The sequence below is a fragment of the Stutzerimonas stutzeri genome (assembly GCF_038561965.1).
GTDB classification, from domain to species: Bacteria; Pseudomonadota; Gammaproteobacteria; order Pseudomonadales; family Pseudomonadaceae; genus Stutzerimonas; species Stutzerimonas stutzeri_AA.
Window position 1 is genome coordinate 1913843 of sequence record NZ_CP139348.1, and the last position, 20577, is coordinate 1934419.

A 20577-nucleotide genomic window follows, 5' to 3' on the forward strand; every position below is an offset into this window, starting at 1 on the left:
AAATCTCCGCGCGCGGACGCGGATTATGTGGCGAAGGCGCCGATGCAAGCCAAAGCCTCGGCGCGGCGTTAGACTAGCCGGCCGTTTTCGCGCGAGCGCCCGTTTGGTTTGGACCGTGGAAGGTCTATTACAACGGGGTCACGGCTTTTTTTCTCGAGGTGGCAGCACCTCACTGGAGTGCGTTACTAGATGATTGTCGATCTGCATTGCCACAGCACCGCCTCGGATGGCGCGCTGGCACCTGCCAGGCTGGTGGAGCGCGCCCATGCACGTGGTATCCAGCTGCTGGCGCTTACCGACCACGATACGGTGGACGGTCTTGCGGAGGCGCGGACGACCGCCCAGGACCTGGGCATGCAACTGGTCAACGGCATCGAGCTTTCGTGCCTGTGGAACGGGGCTACTATCCACATATTGGGCTACGCGTTCGACGCCGACGCGCCTGCGTTGCAGCAGTCGATCGCGCAATTGCACGAGGGGCGCTGGCGCCGCGCCGAGCTGATTGGCCAGCGACTCGAAGCGAAGGGGATGCCCGGCGCGCTCGAGGGCGCACGTGCGATTCAGCAGGAGCTCGGCGACAGCGGCAATGCGCCGGCGCGGCCACATTTCGCTGACTTCCTGGTGCGTGCCGGGCATGTGCGTGACCGCGCCGAGGCGTTTCGCAAGTGGCTGGGCTCGGGCAAGCTCGGAGATGTCAAACAGCATTGGCCAAGCCTGGAGCAGACGGTACAGACCCTGCGCGATTCCGGCGCCTGGATCAGTCTGGCGCACCCGTGGCAATACGATTTCACCCGCAGCAAGCGGCGCCGGCTGGTCATCGATTTCGCCCAGGCAGGCGGCCATGCGCTGGAAGTGGTCAACGGCATGCAACCGCTGGAACAGGTCGGCGGGCTGTCGACGCTGGTACGTGAGTTGGGCCTGATGGCCACGGTCGGCAGCGATTTCCATGCGCCCGGCGACTGGTCGGAGCTTGGGCTGTACCGCAACTTGCCGGAAGACCTGTCGCCGCTTTGGAGACATTTCGATCATGAGCGCCGCACACCTGCTGCCAGCTGAACAGGGAGTTCCCATGAGCCAGTTCTTTCAGATTCATCCGGATAACCCGCAGTCACGCCTGATCAAGCAGGCCGTGGAAATCATCCGCAAGGGTGGCGTCGTGGTCTATCCGACCGATTCCAGTTACGCCGTCGGCTGCTCGATGGGTAACAAGGCGGGCATCGAGCGCATTCGTCGCCTGCGCCAGCTCGACGACAAGCACAACTTCACCCTGGCCTGCCGCGACCTGTCGCAGCTGGGGTTGTTCGCCAAGGTCGATACCGCCGCCTTCCGCCTGCTCAAGGCCCATCTGCCGGGTCCTTACACGATCATCCTGCCGGCCACCCGCGAGGTGCCGCGCATGCTGCTGCACCCCAAGCGCCGTACCATCGGCCTGCGTGTGCCGGCGCAGCCGATCGCCCAGGCGTTGCTGGAAGAACTCGGCGAGCCGTTGATGAGCGTCAGCCTGATTCTTCCGGGTGAGGATCTGCCGATGAGCGATCCGTACGAGATGCGCGACGCGCTGGAGCATCAGGTGGACCTGATCATCGATGGCGGGTACGGTGGCGTCGAGGCATCGACCGTGATCAGCCTGGTCGACGATCAGCCCGAAGTGGTGCGGGTCGGTTGCGGCGATCCCACGCCGTTCATGGCCTGAGGCAACGAAGGCAAGCGTGCCCGTACAACATCAATCAAGGACACCCTTTTGAGCTCCATGGATTCGCAGCGGCGCGTGGTTTCCGGCATGCGCCCAAGTGGCCGGCTTCATCTCGGCCACTACAACGGTGTGCTGAAGAACTGGGTCAGACTGCAGCACGAGTACGAATGCTTCTTCTGCATTGTCGACTGGCACGCTTTGACCACCGACTACGAAAATTCCAGCGAAATCTCGCAGAACATCACGGACATGGCGGTGGACTGGCTGGCCGCAGGCGTCAGCCCGAGTTCCGCAACGCTGTTCATCCAGTCACAGGTGCCGGAGCACGCCGAGCTGCATCTGTTGCTGTCGATGATCTGCCCGTTGGGCTGGCTGGAGCGCGTGCCGTCCTACAAGGAGCTGCAGCAGAGCCTGCAGCACAAGGATCTGGATACCTACGGTTTTCTCGGCTATCCGCTGCTGCAGGCGGCGGACATCCTGCTCTACCGCGCCGGATTGGTTCCGGTCGGGGCCGACCAGCTGCCGCACATTGAGTTTGCCCGCGACGTCGCGCGGCGCTTCAACCATATTTATGGCCGCGAGGCGGATTTCGAAGGCAAGGCCGAAGCGGCGATCCGCAAGCTCGGCAAGAAGACTTCGCGACTCTATGTCAGCCTGCGCAAGAGCTACCAGGAGCAGGGCGACGTCGAAGCGCTGAACACTGCACGAGCCATCATCAAGGAACAGCAGACCATCAGCATCGGCGATCAGGAGCGTCTGTACGGCTACCTGGAAGGCTGCGGCAAGCTGCTGTTGCCCGAGCCTCAGGCGCTGCTCGGGGAGTCGCCGAAGATTCCCGGCCTCGACGGCGGCAAGATGGCCAAGTCGAACAGCAATGCAATCTATCTGCGCGACACGCCGAACGAGATCGATGAAAAGATCCGCCGTATGCCCACCGACCCGGCGCGCGTACATCGCAGCGATCCCGGTGAGCCGACGCGCTGCCCGGTGTGGCAGATGCACCTGGTGCACTCCGAAGAGGCGGTCTGCCAATGGGCCGAGCAGGGCTGTCGCAGTGCCGGCATCGGCTGCCTGGAATGCAAGGCGCCGCTGATCGAGGCGATCAAGGCCGACCTGGCGCCGCTGCAGGAGCGTGCGCTGGACTACGAACAGAACCCCGATCTGGTTCGCAGCATCCTGGCCGAAGGTGCCGAGCGGGCCCGCGATGAAGCTCGCGATACGCTGGTCGAGGTTCGCCAGGCGATGGGCCTGAATTACCGCTGACGTTCGCCGTGCAGCCTTTGAGGATGTCCATGCAGCAAACCGAGTCCCCCAGTACCGAAGCGATCCAGCCCGGCGAGCAGCTGCGCCTGGCGCTGGTCTATGGCGAGGCGTTGACTGAGCTGCCGCTGGATTTGTACATCCCGCCGGATGCGCTGGAGGTCTTTCTCGAGGCGTTCGAAGGCCCGCTGGATCTGCTGCTCTACCTGATCCGCAAGCAGAACATTGACGTTCTCGATATCCCGGTAGCGGAGATCACCCGTCAGTACATGGGCTACGTCGAACTGATGAAATCGGTGCGCCTGGAGCTGGCTGCCGAGTACCTGGTGATGGCCGCGATGCTCGCCGAGATCAAGTCACGCATGCTGCTACCGCGCTCGGCGGAGATCGCCGAGGAAGAAGACGATCCACGTGCCGAGCTGATCCGTCGGCTGCAGGAGTACGAGCGTTTCAAGGCCGCGGCCGAGGACATCGACGAGTTGCCACGTGTCGGCCGTGACCTGCAGGTGCCGCGCCTCGATGCGCCCGAGGCGCGTGCGCGCAAGCTGCTGCCGGACGTCAGCCTGGAGGAGTTGCTGGTGTCGATGGCCGAGGTGCTGCGGCGCGCCGACATGTTCGAGAGCCACCAGGTCACCCGTGAAGCGCTGTCGACCCGCGAGCGCATGAGCGAGGTGCTTGAGCGGTTGAAGGGCGGCGGCTTCGTACCCTTCGTTGCGCTGTTCCGTGTCGAGGAAGGCCGGCTTGGCGTGGTGGTGACGTTCATGGCCGTGCTCGAGCTGATCAAGGAGTCGCTGGTCGAGCTGGTGCAGAACGAGCCCTTCGCGCCAATTCATGTGCGCAGCCGTACCGAATAAGCATTTTTGCAGGAGTCAATCGTGGACCTGTCCGATCCGAAGGATCTCGCTTCGCTGCTCGAAGCTTTTCTGCTTGCGTCTGGAAAGCCGCTTTCCCTGGAACGCCTGGGCGAACTCTTCGAGGAAGGCGAACGGCCGTCATCGGCGCAGCTGAAAAAGGCGCTCGAAGTACTGGAGAAATCCTGCAAGGGCCGCGCCTTCGAACTCAAGGAGGTCGCCAGCGGGTATCGCCTGCAAGTGCGTCAGCGCTTTTCGCCCTGGGTTGGCCGCTTGTGGGAAGAGCGCCCGCAGCGCTATTCCCGCGCGCTGCTGGAAACCCTGGCGTTGATTGCCTACCGCCAGCCGATCACCCGTGGCGAGATCGAGGACATTCGCGGCGTCGCGGTGAACAGTCAGATCGTCAAGACACTGCTGGAACGCGAGTGGGTTCGTGTGGTTGGCCATCGTGACGTGCCGGGTCGGCCGGCAATGTTCGCCACCACGCGGCAATTTCTCGACCATTTCAACCTGAAGAACCTCGATGAGCTGCCGCCACTCGCGGTGTTGCGCGAGATGGAGCCAGAGTTGCGCCCGGTGCTCGACGACGAGGACGCGCCCGTGCCTGTCGCCTTGCAGGCGCGCGCCGATGAGGCGGCTGATGAGCCACAGGCGCCGATACGCGAGCAGGCCAGCTTTCGCAGCTTGCTGGCTGAACTCGACGGTATGGAGCAGGGCCTCAAGACCGACTTCGACGACCTGCTGGAGGCCGAGGAAGAAACGCTCACGGACGAGCCATCCGAGGCGAAGCCGGCGCCCTGATCGGAACTTTTCGCCGAGCGCGGTCGCGCGTGCCAATAAAGTGATCGGCACCCTCGCGGGGGCGCTCGCAGCCAAGTCCTTCCACCATCAACCCGCCCGGCTGGCACTTCGGTCGTCGGCATCGCATCGCGTCCGAACGCCAACTGACCCTGGATGGTTTATGGTTGTCTGAGCTTTCAACCAAACGTTGAGCTGTTCAACCAACAGTTGAATCTTGCAGCAGGAGTGAGGCATGCATCCGCGAGTTCTAGAAGTCACCGAGCGCCTGGTCGAGCGCAGCCGCAAAACCCGTGAGCGCTATCTGGCGATGATGGCCGCTGCCGCCAGCGAGGGCCCGCAGAGAGGCGGGCTGCAATGCGCCAACTTCGCTCATGGTGTCGCCGGCTGCAATTCCAGTCAGGACAAGCAGAGTCTGCGCCTGATGAACGCGGCAAACGTTGCCATCGTTTCGGCGTACAACGACATGCTGTCGGCGCATCAGCCCTACGAGCATTTTCCGGAAATGATTCGCCAGGCACTGCGCGATATCGGTTCGGTCGGTCAGTTCGCGGGTGGCGTGCCGGCCATGTGCGATGGCGTCACGCAGGGCGAGGCGGGCATGGAAATGAGCCTGGCCAGCCGCGAAGTGATCGCCATGAGCACCGCTGTTGCGCTGTCGCACAACATGTTCGATGCGGCGCTGATGCTCGGCATTTGCGACAAGATCGTGCCCGGCCTGATGATAGGCGCGCTGCGCTTCGGCCATCTGCCGACCATCTTCGTTCCAGGCGGACCCATGCCTTCTGGAATTCCCAACAAGGCGAAGGCCGAGGTGCGCCAGCGTTACGCCGAGGGCAAGGCCAGCCGCGAGGAACTGTTGGAGTCGGAAATGAACTCCTATCACAGCCCCGGTACCTGCACGTTTTATGGCACGGCCAATACCAATCAGGTGGTAATGGAAATCATGGGCCTGCATCTGCCGGGCTCATCGTTCGTCAACCCATACACGCCGCTACGCGATGCGTTGACTCGCGAGGCAGCGCAGCAGGTGACGCGTCTGACCCACCAGGCCGGTAATTACACACCGCTGTGTCAGGTGGTCGACGAGAAGTCCATCGTCAATTCGGTCGTCGCGCTAAACGCCACCGGTGGGTCGACCAACCATACCTTGCACATTCCCGCATTCGCCCGTGCCGCTGGCATCCAGCTGACCTGGCAGGATATGGCCGATCTTTCCGAGGTGGTGCCGACGCTGGCCAAGGTTTACCCCAACGGTCAGGCCGACGTGAATCACTTCCATGCCTGTGGCGGCGTGCCGTTCATGGTGCGCACGCTGCTCGATGCCGGATTGCTGCATGAAGATGTGCATACCGTGGTCGGCAAGGGGCTGCGACGTTACATCCAGGAGCCGTTCTTCGACGGAGACAAGTTGGTCTGGCGTGACGGGCCAGCGCAGAGCCTCGATGAGAACATCCTGCGCCCGGCCGAGCGGCCATTCTCCCCGGAAGGCGGGCTGCGCGTGCTGGAGGGCAACCTTGGCCGTGGGGTCACCAAAATTTCCGCGGTGGCACCAGAGCACCGTGTGGTCCAGGCGCCAGCGCGGGTGTTCATTGATCAGAGCGAGCTGGCGGCTGCGTTCAAGGCTGGCGAGCTGGAGCGCGACTTCATTGCGGTAGTGCGCTTTCAAGGCCCGAAGTCCAACGGCATGCCGGAGTTGCACAAACTCACGCCGTTCCTCGGTGTATTGCAGGACCGTGGCTACAAGGTGGCACTGGTCACCGACGGGCGCATGTCCGGAGCCTCTGGCAAAGTGCCGGCGGCCATTCACGTCTGCCCCGAGGCGCTGGACGGCGGGCCGCTGGCGCGGGTGCGCGATGGCGACATCATCCGTGTAGATGGCGAGACCGGGGAACTGCGGGCACTGGTTGATCCCGCCGAATGGAATGCGCGTGAACCGGCGATTCGGCCTGAAGACATGGGCATTGGCTGCGGTCGTGAGCTCTTTGCCTTCATGCGCGCCTCGTTCAGCACGGCAGAGCAGGGCGCCAGCGCATTCACCGAGAGTCTGGAGGCGCTCAAGTGAAGACAGCGCTGGTTGGAGACATCGGAGGTACCAACGCACGTTTCGCCCTGTGGCGTGATCAGCATATCGAGCAGATTCGCGTGCTCCCCACCGCGGATTATGCGCGGCCGGAACTGGCGATCCGCGCGTATCTGAATGAAGTGGACCAGCCACTCGAAGCGCTCGAAGCGGTCTGCCTGGCCTGTGCCGGACCGGTCGGCGGCGATCTTTTTCGCTTTACCAACAACCATTGGCAGCTGAGCCGGGAGGCGTTCTGCCGCGAGTTGGGCGTAAAGGAGCTGTTGCTGATCAACGACTTCACCGCCATGGCGCTGGGCATGACACGCCTGCACGATGGCGAGCGCATCACGGTTTGCCAGGGCGAGCCTGAACCAGGACGGCCGCGGCTGGTCATAGGGCCCGGCACCGGGCTCGGGGTTGCAGGGCTGTTGCCGTTGTCTGGCGGCGGCTGGCGGGCCTTGCCCGGTGAGGGCGGGCATATCTGCCTGCCGATCGGTACAGATCGGGAAGCGGCGATCTGGTCGCAGCTGCATCGCTCCCTTGGCCATGTCAATGCCGAGGCGGTGCTCAGCGGTCCGGGCCTGCTGACGTTGTACCGCGCCTGTTGTGCGCTGGATGGGCAGCAGCAGGCTTTCGCTTCACCTGCCGAGGTTACTCGCGCAGCGCTGGCCGGTGAGCCATACGCGGCGGCAGTGCTGGAACAGTTCTGTCGCTGGCTGGGGCGCATCGTCGGAGACAACGTGCTGACACTTGGCGCTCGCGGTGGCGTATACATCGTCGGTGGCGTGGTGCCACGCTTCGTCGATATCTTCCTGGCTAGCGGCTTTCGCGATGCACTACGCGAGAAGGGGCAGATGAGCGGTTATTTCGATCGACTGCCGGTGTGGCTGGTGACCGCGCCTTACCCCGGTCTGGAAGGGGCAGGCGTGGCGCTGCAACCGTTGCTGGAGGGTGCCTAGGCGGCGACAGACAGATCAGGTCGGTGGTGATCGGATAACAACAAGAAAGGGACGTGACGTGAGCCAAGCAGGTAAGAACATTCTTCTGGTCGACGACGATCAGGAAATCCGTGAACTGTTGCAGACCTATCTCAGTCGCTCAGGCTTTCAGGTGCGTGGCGTGCCGGACGGCGGTCAGTTTCGTGCTGCCCTGTGTGCCGAACCGGCCGACCTGGTAATTCTCGACGTCATGCTCCCCGACGAGGACGGCTTCAGCCTGTGCCGCTGGATTCGCCAGCATGACCGGCTGGCTTCAATGCCGATCATCATGCTCACGGCGAGCTCCGACGAGACGGACAGGGTGATTGGCCTGGAACTCGGCGCAGACGATTATCTGGGCAAACCCTTCAGCCCGCGCGAGTTGTTGGCGCGGATCAAGGCCCTGCTGCGGCGGGTCAGCTTCGCCCAGGAGCGTGGCAGCGATGTGCTGGCCTTCGATGAGTGGCGGCTGGACATGATCAGCCACCGCCTGTTCCACGCCGACGGCGAGGAAGTCTTTCTCTCAGGCGCCGATTTCGCCCTGCTCAAGCTGTTCCTCGATCATCCGCAGCAGATCCTCGACCGCGACACCATCGCCAACGCCACGCGCGGCCGCGAGGTGATGCCGCTGGAGCGCATCGTCGACATGGCTGTCAGCCGTCTGCGCCAGCGCCTGCGCGACACCGGCAAGTCGCCGCGGCTGATCCGCACCGTGCGTGGCAGCGGCTATCTGTTGGCCACCCAGGTAACGCCGCACCATGAATCTGCGCACTGAGCGGCGGCGCCTGCGGCTGGTGCCGCGCTCGCTGCTCGGACGGATGCTGCTCCTGACCCTGCTGGCGGTGTTGCTGGCTCAGGGCCTGTCGAGTCTGATCTGGCTGTCACAGCTGCGCGCCAGCCAGATGGAAGGCCTGCTGACCAGCGCCCGCAGCCTGGCGCAGTCGATGGCCGCCAGCGTCAGCTACTTCCGTTCGTTGCCACTGGGCTATCGTCCGCTGGTACTCGATCAGCTGCGCAGCATGGGCGGCACGCGGTTTTTCGTCTCGCTGAACGACAACCCGCTGGACATGAAGATTCTTCCGGAGACGCCGCGCAAGCGGGCCGTCCTGCATGAAGTGGAGCAGGTGTTGCGTCAACGGCTCGGCGGCGAGGTGGACCTGACCATCGAATTCGTCAGTCCGGACGACCTGCGCATCTTCAACAGCGGCATCAAGCTCGATGAACTGCCGCGCTCCTGGGCGCACTACGCGCTGGGGCTAGAACCGCTGTCGCCGCCGGTACTGGTGACGCAAATCCAGATCGCCCCACAGGAATGGCTGTACCTGGCCTCGCTGATGCCGGCGCCCTACGTCAGCCTGGAAGACGAGGGCCTGCCGATCCAGCAGCTCTGGTTCATCGTGCTGACCAGCGCCTTTCTGCTGCTGTTCATCGGTCTGCTGGTGCGCTGGCAGAGCCGGCCACTCAAGCGCCTGGCCAAGGCAGCGCGTGAATTGTCGTTGGGCGCCGAGGTGCAAACCCTGACCGAAACCGGCGCCAGTGAGATCGTCGAGGTGAGTCGCGCCTTCAACAACATGCGTGAGCGCATCAGCCGTTACCTGACCGAGCGGGGACAACTGTTCAGCGCCATTTCCCACGACCTGCGTACGCCCATCACGCGGTTGCGCCTGCGGGTCGAGTTGCTGGAAGACGAAGCCCAGCAGATCAAATTCACCCGCGATCTCGACGAGCTGGAACTGCTGGTCAAGGGCGCGCTGCAATGCGTGAAGGACACTGATATCCACGAGAACATCGAGGCGGTCGACCTCAATCTGCTCCTCGAGCATATCGTCGAACCGTATCAGGCCTGTGACCGCACCCGCGTGACCCTGGACGGGCGCGCACTCGCCAGCTATCCCGGCAAGCCACTGGCGCTCAAGCGCTGCATCGGCAACCTGTTGGATAACGCGCTCAAGTACGGCGAGCGCGCCCATCTACACGTCGAGGACGACAAGGAGACGCTGGTGCTGCACGTCGATGACGAGGGCCCTGGTGTACCGGAGCAGCGTCTTGAACAGGTCTTCGAGCCCCACGTACGACTGTCGGGGCAGCAGCAGGGCTATGGGCTGGGCCTTGGCATTGCACGCAACATCGCCCACGCCCATGGCGGCGAGCTGAGCATGCGCAACCTGCAGCCGGGTGGGCTGAGGGTGACGCTGACCCTGCCGCGCTGAATCAGCCCCGTGCGCCTCGTTACGCGTGTCGCGCCTTTGTAACGGCCTTGTGACCATCGGCCATCCCTTCGTTACCCAGTGACCATTTTTCTGCGCATAGACTCGATCCATCGCAAGCGACCATGACTTGCAGGATAAAAACAAGAAGGTGCCCCTCCATGAATGCGTTCCATCGTCTCGCTCTATCCGTTTCCCTTGCCCTGCCTGTTCTCGCCCACGCCGGCGAAGTCGAAGTTCTGCACTGGTGGACCTCCGGTGGTGAAAAGCGCGCGGCCGATACCCTGCAGAAGCTGGTCGAGCAGAAGGGCCACAGTTGGAAGGATTTTGCGGTGGCCGGTGGCGGCGGTGAGGCTGCCATGACTGTACTGAAAACCCGCGCCGTGTCCGGCAACCCGCCTTCTGCTGCACAGATCAAGGGCCCAGACATCCAGGAGTGGGGCGAGCTCGGCCTGCTCGCCAACCTTGATGACACCGCCAAGGCCGAGCGCTGGGATGAGCTGCTGCCAGAGCAGGTGCGCAAGATCATGCAGTACGACGGTTCCTACGTGGCCGTCCCGGTCAACGTACACCGGGTCAACTGGCTGTGGATCAATCCGGAAGTATTCGAAAAGGCCGGCGCCACGCCACCGAAGACGCTCGATGAGTTCTTTGCTGCAGCCGACAAGCTCAAAGCCGCCGGCTTTATCCCGGTTGCCCACGGTGGCCAGCCCTGGCAGGACGGCACTGTCTTCGAGGATTTCGTGCTGAGCATTCTCGGGCCGGACGACTATCACAAGGCCTTCGTCGAGCTGGATAACGACACCCTGACTGGCGACAAGATGGTCCAGGCCTTTACCGCCCTGAAAAAGCTGCGTGACTACATCGATCCCGATGCTGCGGGGCGCGAGTGGAACCGTGCTACGGGCATGGTCATCGACGGCAAAGCCGGCATGCAGATCATGGGCGACTGGGCAAAAAGCGAGTTCACCGCCGCCAACAAGGTGGCCGGTAAGGACTATCAGTGCCTGCCGTTCCCCGGAACCCAAGGCAGCTTTGCCTTCAACATCGACTCCCTGGCGATGTTCAAGCTCAGCAACGATGACAACCGCAAAGCCCAGGAAGACCTGGCGCGCACCGTGCTGGAGCCGGAATTCCAGACGTTCTTCAACCAGAACAAGGGCTCTATTCCGGTTCGCCAGGACCAGGACATGAGCGAGTTCGACGCCTGCGCCCAGCAGTCGATGACTGACTTCAAGGCGGCGGCCAAGGGCAGCGGTTTGCAGCCCAGTCTGACCCATGGCATGGCCGCTTCCAGCTATGTGCAGGGTGCGGTGTTCGACGTGGTCACCAACTTCTTCAACGATCCCAAGGCCGACCCGCAAAAGGCGGCCAAGCAGCTGGCTGCGGCGATCAAGGCCGTGCAGTAACGCTGAGGGCGGACCGCGTCCGCCCGCTTCCCTGACGTACGTCCCGGCACATGCCCACGCCTGTGCCTTGGGCGACGACATCCCGGATTTCCCCGAGGGATCACACCCATGAGCTCCATCGCGCTTCAAGCCAGGCCAGCCAAGGCCTCGCCGTTCGACGCCCTGCAGCGCTGGCTGCCCAAGCTGGTGCTGGCTCCGAGCATGCTGATCGTGCTGGTCGGCTTCTACGCCTACATCGGCTGGACCTTCCTGCTCTCGTTCACCAATTCACGCTTCATGCCCAGCTACAAATGGGTCGGCCTGCAGCAATACGAGCGCCTCTGGGATAACGACCGCTGGTGGGTCGCCAGCCAGAACCTGCTGGTCTTCGGTGGCTTGTTCATCGCCATCAGCCTGCTGATCGGCGTCGTGCTCGCCGTGCTGCTGGACCAGCGTATCCGTCGCGAAGGGCTGATCCGCACCATCTACCTGTACCCCATGGCGCTGTCGATGATCGTCACCGGCACCGCCTGGCAGTGGCTGCTCAATCCTGGCTTGGGGCTGGACAAGCTGCTGCGCGATTGGGGCTGGGAAGGCTTTCGCTTCGACTGGCTGGTGGACCCGGACCGGGTCATCTACTGCCTGGTGATCGCTGCAGTGTGGCAGGCCTCCGGGTTCGTCATGGCGCTGTTTCTTGCCGGCCTGCGCAGTGTCGATCAGTCGATCATCCGCGCCGCCCAGGTGGACGGTGCGAGCCTGCCGATCATCTACCTGCGCATCGTGTTGCCGAGTTTGCGCCCGGTGTTCTTCAGCGCGCTGATGATCCTCGCCCACATCGCGATCAAGAGCTTCGACCTGGTGGCGGCGATGACAGCCGGTGGGCCGGGTTATTCCAGCGATCTGCCGGCGATGTTCATGTACGCCCACACCTTCACCCGCGGCCAGATGGGCCTGGGTGCGGCGAGCGCCATTCTGATGCTCGGCGCGGTGATGGCGATCATCGTGCCGTACCTGTATTCCGAGCTGAGGAACAAGCGCCATGTCTGACTTCGCGCAACCGCGCCTGACCCTCGGGCGCCTGACTATCCATGCCACGCTGTTGCTGGCCTGTGCCGTCTACCTGGTGCCGCTGATCGTGATGCTGCTGACCAGCTTCAAGACCCCGGAAGACATCCGCACGGGCAACCTGCTGAGCTGGCCGCAAGCCTTCAGTGCGATGGGTTGGCTGACCGCCTGGGACAGCATTGGCGGCTATTTCTGGAACTCGGTGAAGATCGTCATTCCGGCCGTGCTGATTTCCACGGCGCTGGGCGCGCTTAACGGCTATGTGCTGTCGATGTGGCGCTTCCGTGGCTCGCAGCTGTTCTTCGGTCTACTGCTGTTCGGCTGCTTCCTGCCGTTCCAGGTGATCCTGCTGCCGGCGTCCTTTACGCTCGGCAAGCTGGGCCTGGCCAACACCACCACCGGCCTGGTGCTGGTGCATGTGGTCTACGGGCTGGCCTTCACCACGCTGTTCTTCCGCAACTTCTACGTCAGCGTGCCGGATGCGCTAGTGCGGGCGGCGCGACTGGACGGCGCCGGCTTCTTCACCATCTTCGGACGCATCCTGCTGCCGATGTCGGTGCCGATCATCATGGTTTGCCTGATCTGGCAGTTCACTCAGATCTGGAACGACTTCCTGTTCGGTGTGGTGTTCGCCAGTGGCGACACGCAGCCGGTCACCGTAGCGCTGAACAATCTGGTGAACACCAGCACCGGCGCCAAGCGATACAACGTCGACATGGCGGCCGCGATGATCGCTGGGCTGCCCACGCTGGTGGTCTACGTGGTCGCCGGCAAATATTTCCTGCGCGGGCTGACTGCCGGCGCCGTCAAGGGTTGAGGAGAAACAACGATGGCTTCCCTGGAACTGCGCAACGTTCAAAAGAATTATGGCAACAGCCAGATCGCGACGCTGAAGGACATCGCGCTGAGGATCGACGCCGGTGAGTTCCTGATCCTGGTCGGGCCTTCGGGCTGCGGAAAATCCACCCTGATGAACTGCATCGCCGGGCTGGAGAACATCACCGGCGGCGAGATTCTCGTCGACGGCGAAGACATCAGCCAGGCCAGTCCGAAGGATCGGGATATTGCCATGGTGTTCCAGTCCTACGCGCTCTATCCGACCATGAGCGTGCGCGACAACATCGCCTTCGGCCTGAAGATGCGCAAGGTATCGGCGGCCAAGATCGAGGAGGAGGTGGCGCGGGTTGCCAAGCTGCTGCAGATCGAGCCGTTGCTCGAGCGCAAACCGGCGCAGCTGTCCGGGGGCCAACAGCAGCGTGTGGCCATGGGCCGGGCACTGGCGCGACGGCCGAAGATCTATCTATTCGATGAACCTCTGTCGAATCTCGATGCCAAGCTGCGGGTGGAGATGCGTACCGAGATCAAGCTGATGCACCAGCGCCTGAAAACCACCACGGTCTACGTCACCCATGACCAGATCGAGGCGATGACCCTCGGCGACAAGGTCGCGGTGATGAAGGATGGCGTCATCCAGCAGTTCGGCACCCCGCACGAGATATACAACAACCCGGCCAACCTGTTCGTCGCCAGCTTCATCGGTTCGCCGCCGATGAACTTCGTACCGCTGCGCATTCGCCAGCGCGACGGGCGCTGGGTGGGTGTGCTCAACAGCGAGCAGGGCAGTTGCGAGTTGCCGTTGCCGATTACCAGCGACGAGGGTCTGCGTGACCGCGAGCTCATTCTCGGCATCCGGCCGGAACAAATTGGCCTGGCTGCAGCAGGATCAACGGATTTTTCTCTGGCAGTCGACATCGAAGTGGTGGAACCCACCGGGCCAGACACCTTGGTGGTGTTCACACTGAACCAGGTCAAGGCCTGTTGCCGGTTGGCACCGGATCAGGCTCCGCGGGTGGGGGAAACGCTCAATCTGCAATTTGATCCGCGCAAGGCGCTGCTTTTCGATGGGCAGACCGGCGAACGGCTGGGTGTCGTCCAGCCTGAGCCTGTACGTGAGAGCAAGGTTACTCGGCTGGTTTCCAACGGCGCGGGAACTGCGCAGTGACATGCCGCCTGCCTTGCCAGCAGGCGGCCGATGAAAGTGAACGGTTACAGGAATGAAAAGAGCCGTCTCGGCTCGATCCAGCGATCAATAACAACAAAAGCGGAGTGGATATGAAAAAAACACTAACAGCGTTGGGCGTAGCGACCGCCGTTGCCGGAATGGCACTGCCTCTGAGCGCCCACGCCCTGGAATTCACCGGCTACATGCGTAGCGGCGTCGGTGAATCGGTTAACAGCGACTCGCAATCCTGCTTCCAGTTGCCTGGCGCGCCGAGCAAGTACCGCCTCGGTAACGAATGTGAGCAGTACGGCGAGCTGGATCTTCGTCACGACCTCTACACCTTTGCCGACGGCTCGGTTTTGAGCCTGGAAGGCATGGCGGCCTTGTACAACCAGTACAACCACACCCCGAAATTTACCGGCGATCACGGCTGGGCGCGGATGGTGCAGGCCTATGCCGAGTGGAGCAAGGTGCCGGCACTCAATAACGGCTCGCTGTGGGCCGGGCGCCGGTTCTACAAGCGTAACGACATCCACATCTCCGACTTCTATTACTGGAACCAGAGCGCCACCGGCGCCGGGGTTGAGGACATGGAAATCGGCGGGCTGAAGTACAGCTACGCCTTCTCGCGCAAGGACAGCGTATTCCAGAAGAATTACGTCAATCGCCACGACTTCAACGTCGGCGGCTTCGACAGCAACCCGGGCGGCGAGCTGGAGTTTGGTGTCAGCTACATCGACAAGCCCAGCCGTGACGACGCTCACAGTGGCTGGGCAGTGACGGTGCAGCACGTGCAGTCGGACTTTCTCGGTGGCAAGAACACCGTGGCGTTGCAGTACGGTGAAGGCCCAGGCACTGGCCTCGGCTACACCGGCGACGTGACACTGGATGACAGTGCCAAGAGCTGGCGCGTAGTGGAGTATTTCGACTGGCAGCTGACGCCGCGCTTTGGCGGCCAGTTCCAGGTCGTCTACCAGAAAGACAAGCGCGCTGATGGCGGTGACCAGGATTGGTGGTCGGTGGGTGCACGTCCGGTTTATGCGATCAACGAGCAGTTCAAGCTCGTTGCCGAAGTAGGGCATGACCAGATCGATGCCACCGACGGCACGCGCAAGTTGAGCAAGTTCACCGTTGCGCCGACCTGGTCACCGTCAGGTCCGGGATTCTGGGCGCGCCCCGAGTTCCGCCTGTATTACACCTACGCCAGCTGGAACGATGCCGCGCAGCGTGCAGCCAACCTGATGGCCGAGGGCTCGGCGTTGTCCGATACGGGTGCGTTCGGTAATGCCCAGCACGGTTCGAACTTCGGCGTGCAGGTGGAGCACTGGTGGTAAGCGCGACTGGTTAGCGGGTCGCCATCCAGATCAGTAGTCCGGCCTGGAACAGCGCCAGCGCAATCAGGCTGACGATGGTGAATCGCAGCGCACCGTCCTCGCGGCGGAAGCGGGCGATACGCTCCTGCAGGTCGCGGATCTGGTTTTCCTGCGCCTGCAGGTTGCGGTCGGCCTGCTCCAACATGGCTGCGGCGTCCTGCAGTTCGACGACCTGGACCTTTTCGCTGTTCCAGTCAGGTCGCAGGATGCTGACCCGCGGCGCACCGTAGGTCGCCGTGGCCGTCTGATCCTTGGGGTAGTCGATGTCGAAGCCCTGAGTGCGCAGGCAATGGTCACGACGCAGGCGCTGGTCGTCACTCGATACGTCCTTCAGCGCCCCACCTTCAATTAGATAGTGGCCCCAACGCCGCTGTGCCCAAGCTGCGCCCTGCGCGAGCAGGAAGCGGCCGAGCCCGCGATTGGCTGGTTCCAGCCGCAGGCCCGAATCAGGCCCGAAGCGCAGCTCCTTGCTGCGGTGATCGGCCCAGACCTCCAGCACGTTGTTCTTGCGCGCGCGCACCTGGCCGGGAATGTTGATGAACATCCGCAGCAGGCTCTGTTCAGGTGTATGGCGTTCGAGCTGAGCCAGTTCGACGAAGCGCAGCGGACGTGCGCCGCCGTCGCGTTCGGTTGGCAGTGGCGCCAGGCGCAGCAAGCGAAACCGGTCGGGCTTGAGTTCTGCCCACGGATGTTTCGGCTTTTCGGCCAGGTCTTTCTCGGCGGTTGGAGTCGTCTCGGTGTCGGTCATCTGCGCGTTCCTGGGCCTGCGCGGCGGCTCGTTCAGGAGTCGTATCGGGCCATCGTCACGCGGGCTATCGGCCGCGCGGCGCCTAACTAGAGGATGGCGGGATGCCATTATCCAGCAGGAAGCGCTGAACGTCCTGCAACAGAGCATGGGCGAGCGGCAGGTTCGGGTCGTCGTAGGAGGCCAACTGCGCGGCGCTCGGCGGGACGATGCGCAGCACGTGATTCATGCCATCGATCAGCGCCAGCTTGGCATCCGGCTTCGCTCGCTGCAGCGCTTCGGCATCCTCCACACCAACCTGGATGTCATGACGGCCCTGAACGATCAGCGCGGGTATCTCGACGGCAGCGAAGGCGGTGGCCGGGTCGAAAGCGAACAGCGAGATCAGATAAGGCTGCACGCTGGGGCGGAACAGCACCTGCAGCGGCTCGGGCACCTCGATATGGGTGCGTCCGGCCTTGAGCTCGTCGATCAGGAAGTAACTGGTGGCGAGTAGTGCAGGTGGCAGGCGACCCTGAAGTTGCTCACGCAGCACCTGGTCGATCGGCCTGCCGCTGCCGGCAATGCTGATCAATGCGGTGGCTCCGGACCTGGGCGCTGCAAGGCTGGCGATCAGCGCACCCTCGCTGTGGCCGATAAGAATCAGCTCGCTGAAGCGCGAGTCGTTCCTGAGCTTTTCGCTCCAGGCCAAGGCGTCGTCGACATAGGCGTCAACGCTCAGCTCACTCTCGTTCGGCGCGGCCGCTAGACTGGCGCCGACGCCGCGCTTGTCATAGCGCAGGCTGGCCACGCCCAGTTTGGCCAGGCCCTGGGCGAGGCGCTTGAGGCTGTCGTTGTGTCCGGCAGGGTTATTGCCGTTGCGATCGGTCGGGCCGGAGCCCGCGATCAACAACGCCACCGGCACCGACTGGTCGCTTTTCGGCAGCAGCAGGCTGCCCTGCAACATGCCGCTGCCGGTGTCCAGATTGAGCGTTTGATTGAGCAGGGTCTGTGCCTGCAGGAAAGAAGGGGACATGGTCATTAGCAGCAAAATCAGCAGGGCACGCATGGAAGGACTTCTTGATCACGGAGCAGGTTGGATGCGGCATTCGACGCAAAGGTCAGTATGCGCCGGCAACAGGGACGATGAAACCGCAGCGCCCTCAGGTATACTTCCGGCCCCTGTTTTTCGGTCGATCGCGGAGCGTCCTGCATGTCCGGCAATACCTACGGCAAGCTGTTCACCGTCACCACTGCCGGCGAAAGCCATGGTCCTGCACTGGTGGCCATCGTCGACGGCTGCCCGCCTGGGCTGGAGCTGTCGCTGGACGATCTGCAGCGCGACCTCGACCGTCGCAAGCCGGGTACCAGCCGGCACACCACCCAGCGCCAGGAAGCCGATGAGGTGGAAATCCTCTCCGGCGTGTTCGAAGGCAAGACCACCGGTTGCCCGATCGGCCTGCTGATCCGCAACACCGACCAGAAGTCCAAGGACTACTCGGCGATCAAGGACCAGTTCCGCCCGGCCCATGCCGACTACACCTATCACCACAAATATGGCGTGCGCGACTACCGCGGCGGTGGCCGCAGCTCGGCACGTGAGACCGCCATGCGCGTGGCGGCCGGCGCCATCGCCAAGAAGTATCTGGCGACCCTGGGCATCCAGGTGCGTGGCTACATGAGCCAGCTCGGGCCGATCGAGATCCCGTTCAAGACCTGGGACAGTGTCGAGCAGAATGCCTTCTTCAGCCCGGACCCGGACAAGGTGGCGGAGCTTGAGGCCTATATGGACCAGCTGCGTCGCGATCAGGATTCGGTGGGCGCGAAGATCACCGTGGTTGCCGATGGCGTGCCGCCGGGCCTTGGCGAGCCGATTTTCGACCGTCTCGACGCCGAGCTGGCCCATGCGCTGATGAGCATCAACGCGGTCAAGGGCGTGGAGATCGGTGCCGGTTTCGCTTCGGTAGCCCAGCGTGGCACCGAGCACCGTGACGAGCTGACGCCACAGGGCTTTCACTCCAACAATGCCGGCGGCATTCTCGGCGGCATCTCCTCGGGCCAGCCGATCGTCGCCCATCTGGCGCTCAAGCCGACGTCCAGCATCACCACGCCAGGGCAGTCGATCGACGTGAATGGCGCACCGGTGGACGTCATCACCAAGGGCCGCCATGACCCGTGCGTTGGCATCCGTGCGACGCCGATTGCCGAGGCCATGATGGCCATCGTGCTGCTCGATCACCTGCTGCGCCACCGTGGGCAGAACGCCGATGTGCAGGTGCTCACCCCGGTGCTGCCGCAACTGTGAGTCCGCGCGGTAGGCAACAGGTGCGCGGCTGCAGGAAAAGACGGCCTTTGCCTGCAGCCGGTAGCTTGTAGCCCATGGCCGCTGCTCTGCCTTACTGGCGCCTGTCCGGTTTCTACTTCTTTTACTTTGGGTTGCTCGGCTCGACGGCGCCGTTTCTCGGCCTGTACTTCGATCACCTGGGTTTTTTCCCGGAACGCATCGGCGAACTGATCGCCATCCCCATGCTGATGCGCTGCGTGGCGCCGAACCTCTGGGGTTGGCTGGGTGACGCAACCGGCCGGCGGCTGGAAATCGTCCGCCTCGGTGCGTTGTGCACCTTGCTCTCCTTCGGCCTGATCTTCTTCGACAAGAGCTTTGCCTGGCTGGCGATGGTGATGGCGCTGCATGCGTTCTTCTGGCACGCGGTACTGCCGCAGTTCGAAGTCATCACACTGGCCCATCTGCATGAACAGCCCGAGCGCTACAGCCAGGTTCGCCTATGGGGCAGTATCGGTTTCATTTTTGCGGTGGTGGGGCTCGGGCTGTTGTTCCAGCAGCTGAGCCTTGATCTCTACCCAACTGCGGTGGCCTTCGTGATGGTCGGCATCGTGCTGAGCAGTGCCTGGGTACCCAACGCGCACCCGCGTCAGCGTAGCGAGGTGACCGGGCACGGCGGTTTTCTCGCTCAGCTGCGACGTCCTGGTGTGCTGGCTTTCTACGCCTGCGTGGCGCTGATGCAGCTGGCCCACGGGCCGTACTACACCTTTTTCAGCATTCACCTGGAGGCGCTCGGCTACAGCCGCAGCTTCATCGGGCTGATGTGGGCGCTGGGCGTGGTAGCGGAGATCCTGCTGTTTCTGGTCATGGCGCGCCTGCTTGCGCGTTTTTCGCTGCGTCAGGTGCTGTTGGCCAGTTTCCTGATAGCCGCGCTGCGCTGGGTGCTGCTCGGGCAATTTGCCGAGCATCTTGCCGTGCTGCTGGTTGCGCAGTTGATGCATGCGGCCACCTTTGGCAGCTTCCATGCTGCCGCCATTCACTTCGTCCAGCGCAGTTTCGGTCATCGCCAGCAGGGCCAGGGCCAGGCGTTGTATGCCAGCCTGTCGGGCATCGGTGGCGCATTGGGCGCGCTCTACGCGGGCTACGCCTGGTCAGGTCTTGGGCCAGGCTGGTCGTTCGCCATTGCCAGTCTGGCGGCGCTGGCCGCAGCCGCTATCATTGCCTTCCGTTTGCAGGAGGACCGAGCATGACTGCCACGCGCCGCCACCTGAGCCAGGCGATCATCGACGCCGGACGCTTTTTGTATGGTCGTGGCTGGTCGCCGGCGACCAGCAGCAACTACTCCGCGCGCCTGACCAGCGCCGAGGTACTGCTGACCGTTTCCGGCAGGCACAAGGGTGAGCTGACTGCTGACGACCTGCTCGCGGTGGACATGGACGGCAACAGTCTGGAGGAGGGCAAGCAGCCTTCCGCAGAGACGTTGCTGCATACCCAGCTGTATCGCTGGAAGCCGGAGATCGGCGCGGTGCTGCATACTCATTCGGTCAACGCCACGGTGCTGTCCCGCGTAGCCTTGGCCGATTCGCTGGTGTTCGCCGACTACGAATTGCAGAAGGCCTTCAGTGGTATCTCGAGCCATGAATCACAAGTGCTGGTGCCGATCTTCGACAACGATCAGAACATCGCGCGCCTGGCCGCCAGGGTGCAGCCCTGGCTCGACGAGCATCCCGATTGCGTCGGTTACCTGATTCGTGGCCACGGCCTGTACACCTGGGGCGAGAAGATGAGCGATGCGCTGCGGCAGATCGAGGCGTTCGAATTTCTCTTCGAATGCGAACTGAAAATGCGCGCCCTGCAGCCCAGATAATTCCTGCCTGGCCGGTAACGACCGGC

19 protein-coding genes are annotated in these 20577 nt (G+C 63.2%); 17 read left to right on the plus strand and 2 right to left on the minus strand.

Translation table 11 applies throughout. From position 1 onward, the window contains the following. The first annotated feature begins 189 nt into the window (after positions 1-189). The 14 genes from SM130_RS08880 (at position 190) to SM130_RS08945 (ending at position 15640) form a co-directional block, all read left to right on the plus strand. Positions 190-1056 carry a PHP domain-containing protein gene (locus SM130_RS08880; protein ID WP_102823729.1) on the plus strand — a complete coding sequence of 289 codons (867 nt, stop codon included), beginning with the start codon at positions 190-192 and terminating at the stop codon, positions 1054-1056. Positions 1057-1069: 13 nt separating this feature from the next. Beyond that, positions 1070-1693, plus strand: coding sequence for an L-threonylcarbamoyladenylate synthase (locus SM130_RS08885; protein ID WP_102823730.1), 624 nt, complete (start codon positions 1070-1072; stop codon positions 1691-1693). Between the two features lie 57 nt (positions 1694-1750). Beyond that, complete coding sequence (locus tag SM130_RS08890; protein WP_181019219.1) at positions 1751-2956, plus strand: tryptophan--tRNA ligase; 1206 nt, start codon at positions 1751-1753, stop codon at positions 2954-2956. Between the two features lie 29 nt (positions 2957-2985). Then, positions 2986-3807 (plus strand): segregation and condensation protein A, encoded by an 822-nt coding sequence (locus SM130_RS08895; RefSeq protein ID WP_102823732.1) that lies wholly within the window; start codon positions 2986-2988, stop codon positions 3805-3807. Positions 3808-3828: 21 nt separating this feature from the next. Then, positions 3829-4605 carry an SMC-Scp complex subunit ScpB gene (gene scpB / locus SM130_RS08900; RefSeq protein ID WP_102823733.1) on the plus strand — a complete coding sequence of 259 codons (777 nt, stop codon included), beginning with the start codon at positions 3829-3831 and terminating at the stop codon, positions 4603-4605. Positions 4606-4837: 232 nt separating this feature from the next. Next, positions 4838-6667, plus strand: coding sequence for a phosphogluconate dehydratase (gene edd, locus SM130_RS08905; RefSeq protein ID WP_102823734.1), 1830 nt, complete (start codon positions 4838-4840; stop codon positions 6665-6667). Beyond that, on the plus strand, positions 6664-7626 hold the full coding sequence (locus SM130_RS08910) for a glucokinase (protein WP_102823735.1): 963 nt from the start codon (positions 6664-6666) through the stop codon (positions 7624-7626). The genes edd and SM130_RS08910 overlap by 4 nt, the downstream gene beginning before the upstream one ends. A 58-nt stretch (positions 7627-7684) precedes the next feature. Continuing rightward, on the plus strand, positions 7685-8419 hold the full coding sequence (locus SM130_RS08915) for a response regulator (RefSeq protein ID WP_102823736.1): 735 nt from the start codon (positions 7685-7687) through the stop codon (positions 8417-8419). Further along, the gene (locus SM130_RS08920; RefSeq protein WP_102823737.1) at positions 8403-9854 is read left to right on the plus strand and encodes an ATP-binding protein; all 1452 of its coding nucleotides are present in this window, start codon (positions 8403-8405) and stop codon (positions 9852-9854) included. The genes SM130_RS08915 and SM130_RS08920 overlap by 17 nt, the downstream gene beginning before the upstream one ends. A gap of 158 nt (positions 9855-10012) precedes the next feature. Beyond that, complete coding sequence (locus SM130_RS08925) at positions 10013-11260, plus strand: ABC transporter substrate-binding protein (protein ID WP_102823738.1); 1248 nt, start codon at positions 10013-10015, stop codon at positions 11258-11260. Positions 11261-11368: 108 nt separating this feature from the next. After that, on the plus strand, positions 11369-12286 hold the full coding sequence (locus tag SM130_RS08930) for a carbohydrate ABC transporter permease (protein ID WP_102823739.1): 918 nt from the start codon (positions 11369-11371) through the stop codon (positions 12284-12286). Next, positions 12279-13121, plus strand: a complete 843-nt coding sequence (locus tag SM130_RS08935; protein ID WP_102823740.1) for a carbohydrate ABC transporter permease — start codon at positions 12279-12281, stop codon at positions 13119-13121. Before SM130_RS08930 ends, SM130_RS08935 begins: the two co-directional genes overlap by 8 nt. Before the next feature lie 12 nt (positions 13122-13133). Next, the gene (locus SM130_RS08940; protein ID WP_102823741.1) at positions 13134-14306 is read left to right on the plus strand and encodes an ABC transporter ATP-binding protein; all 1173 of its coding nucleotides are present in this window, start codon (positions 13134-13136) and stop codon (positions 14304-14306) included. Between the two features lie 110 nt (positions 14307-14416). Continuing rightward, positions 14417-15640 (plus strand): maltoporin, encoded by a 1224-nt coding sequence (locus SM130_RS08945; protein ID WP_102823742.1) that lies wholly within the window; start codon positions 14417-14419, stop codon positions 15638-15640. Between the two features lie 10 nt (positions 15641-15650). Here SM130_RS08945 and SM130_RS08950 read toward each other — a convergent pair whose 3' ends face one another. Together SM130_RS08950 and SM130_RS08955 are read right to left on the minus strand one after the other, a co-directional pair. Further along, on the minus strand, positions 15651-16427 hold the full coding sequence (locus SM130_RS08950) for a hypothetical protein (protein WP_102823743.1): 777 nt from the start codon (positions 16425-16427) through the stop codon (positions 15651-15653). 82 nt (positions 16428-16509) lie between these two features. Continuing rightward, positions 16510-17472 (minus strand): alpha/beta hydrolase, encoded by a 963-nt coding sequence (locus SM130_RS08955; RefSeq protein ID WP_102823744.1) that lies wholly within the window; start codon positions 17470-17472, stop codon positions 16510-16512. 144 nt (positions 17473-17616) lie between these two features. On the opposite strand from SM130_RS08955, the gene aroC reads away from it, so the two are divergent. The 3 genes from aroC (at position 17617) to SM130_RS08970 (ending at position 20551) form a co-directional block, all read left to right on the plus strand. Continuing rightward, a complete protein-coding gene (aroC, locus tag SM130_RS08960) occupies positions 17617-18708 on the plus strand; it encodes a chorismate synthase (protein WP_102823745.1) in 1092 nt (363 codons plus the stop codon). 74 nt (positions 18709-18782) lie between these two features. After that, positions 18783-19934, plus strand: coding sequence for an MFS transporter (locus SM130_RS08965; RefSeq protein ID WP_102823746.1), 1152 nt, complete (start codon positions 18783-18785; stop codon positions 19932-19934). Further along, positions 19931-20551, plus strand: coding sequence for a methylthioribulose 1-phosphate dehydratase (locus SM130_RS08970; protein ID WP_102823747.1), 621 nt, complete (start codon positions 19931-19933; stop codon positions 20549-20551). The genes SM130_RS08965 and SM130_RS08970 overlap by 4 nt, the downstream gene beginning before the upstream one ends. Positions 20552-20577 lie beyond the last annotated feature (26 nt).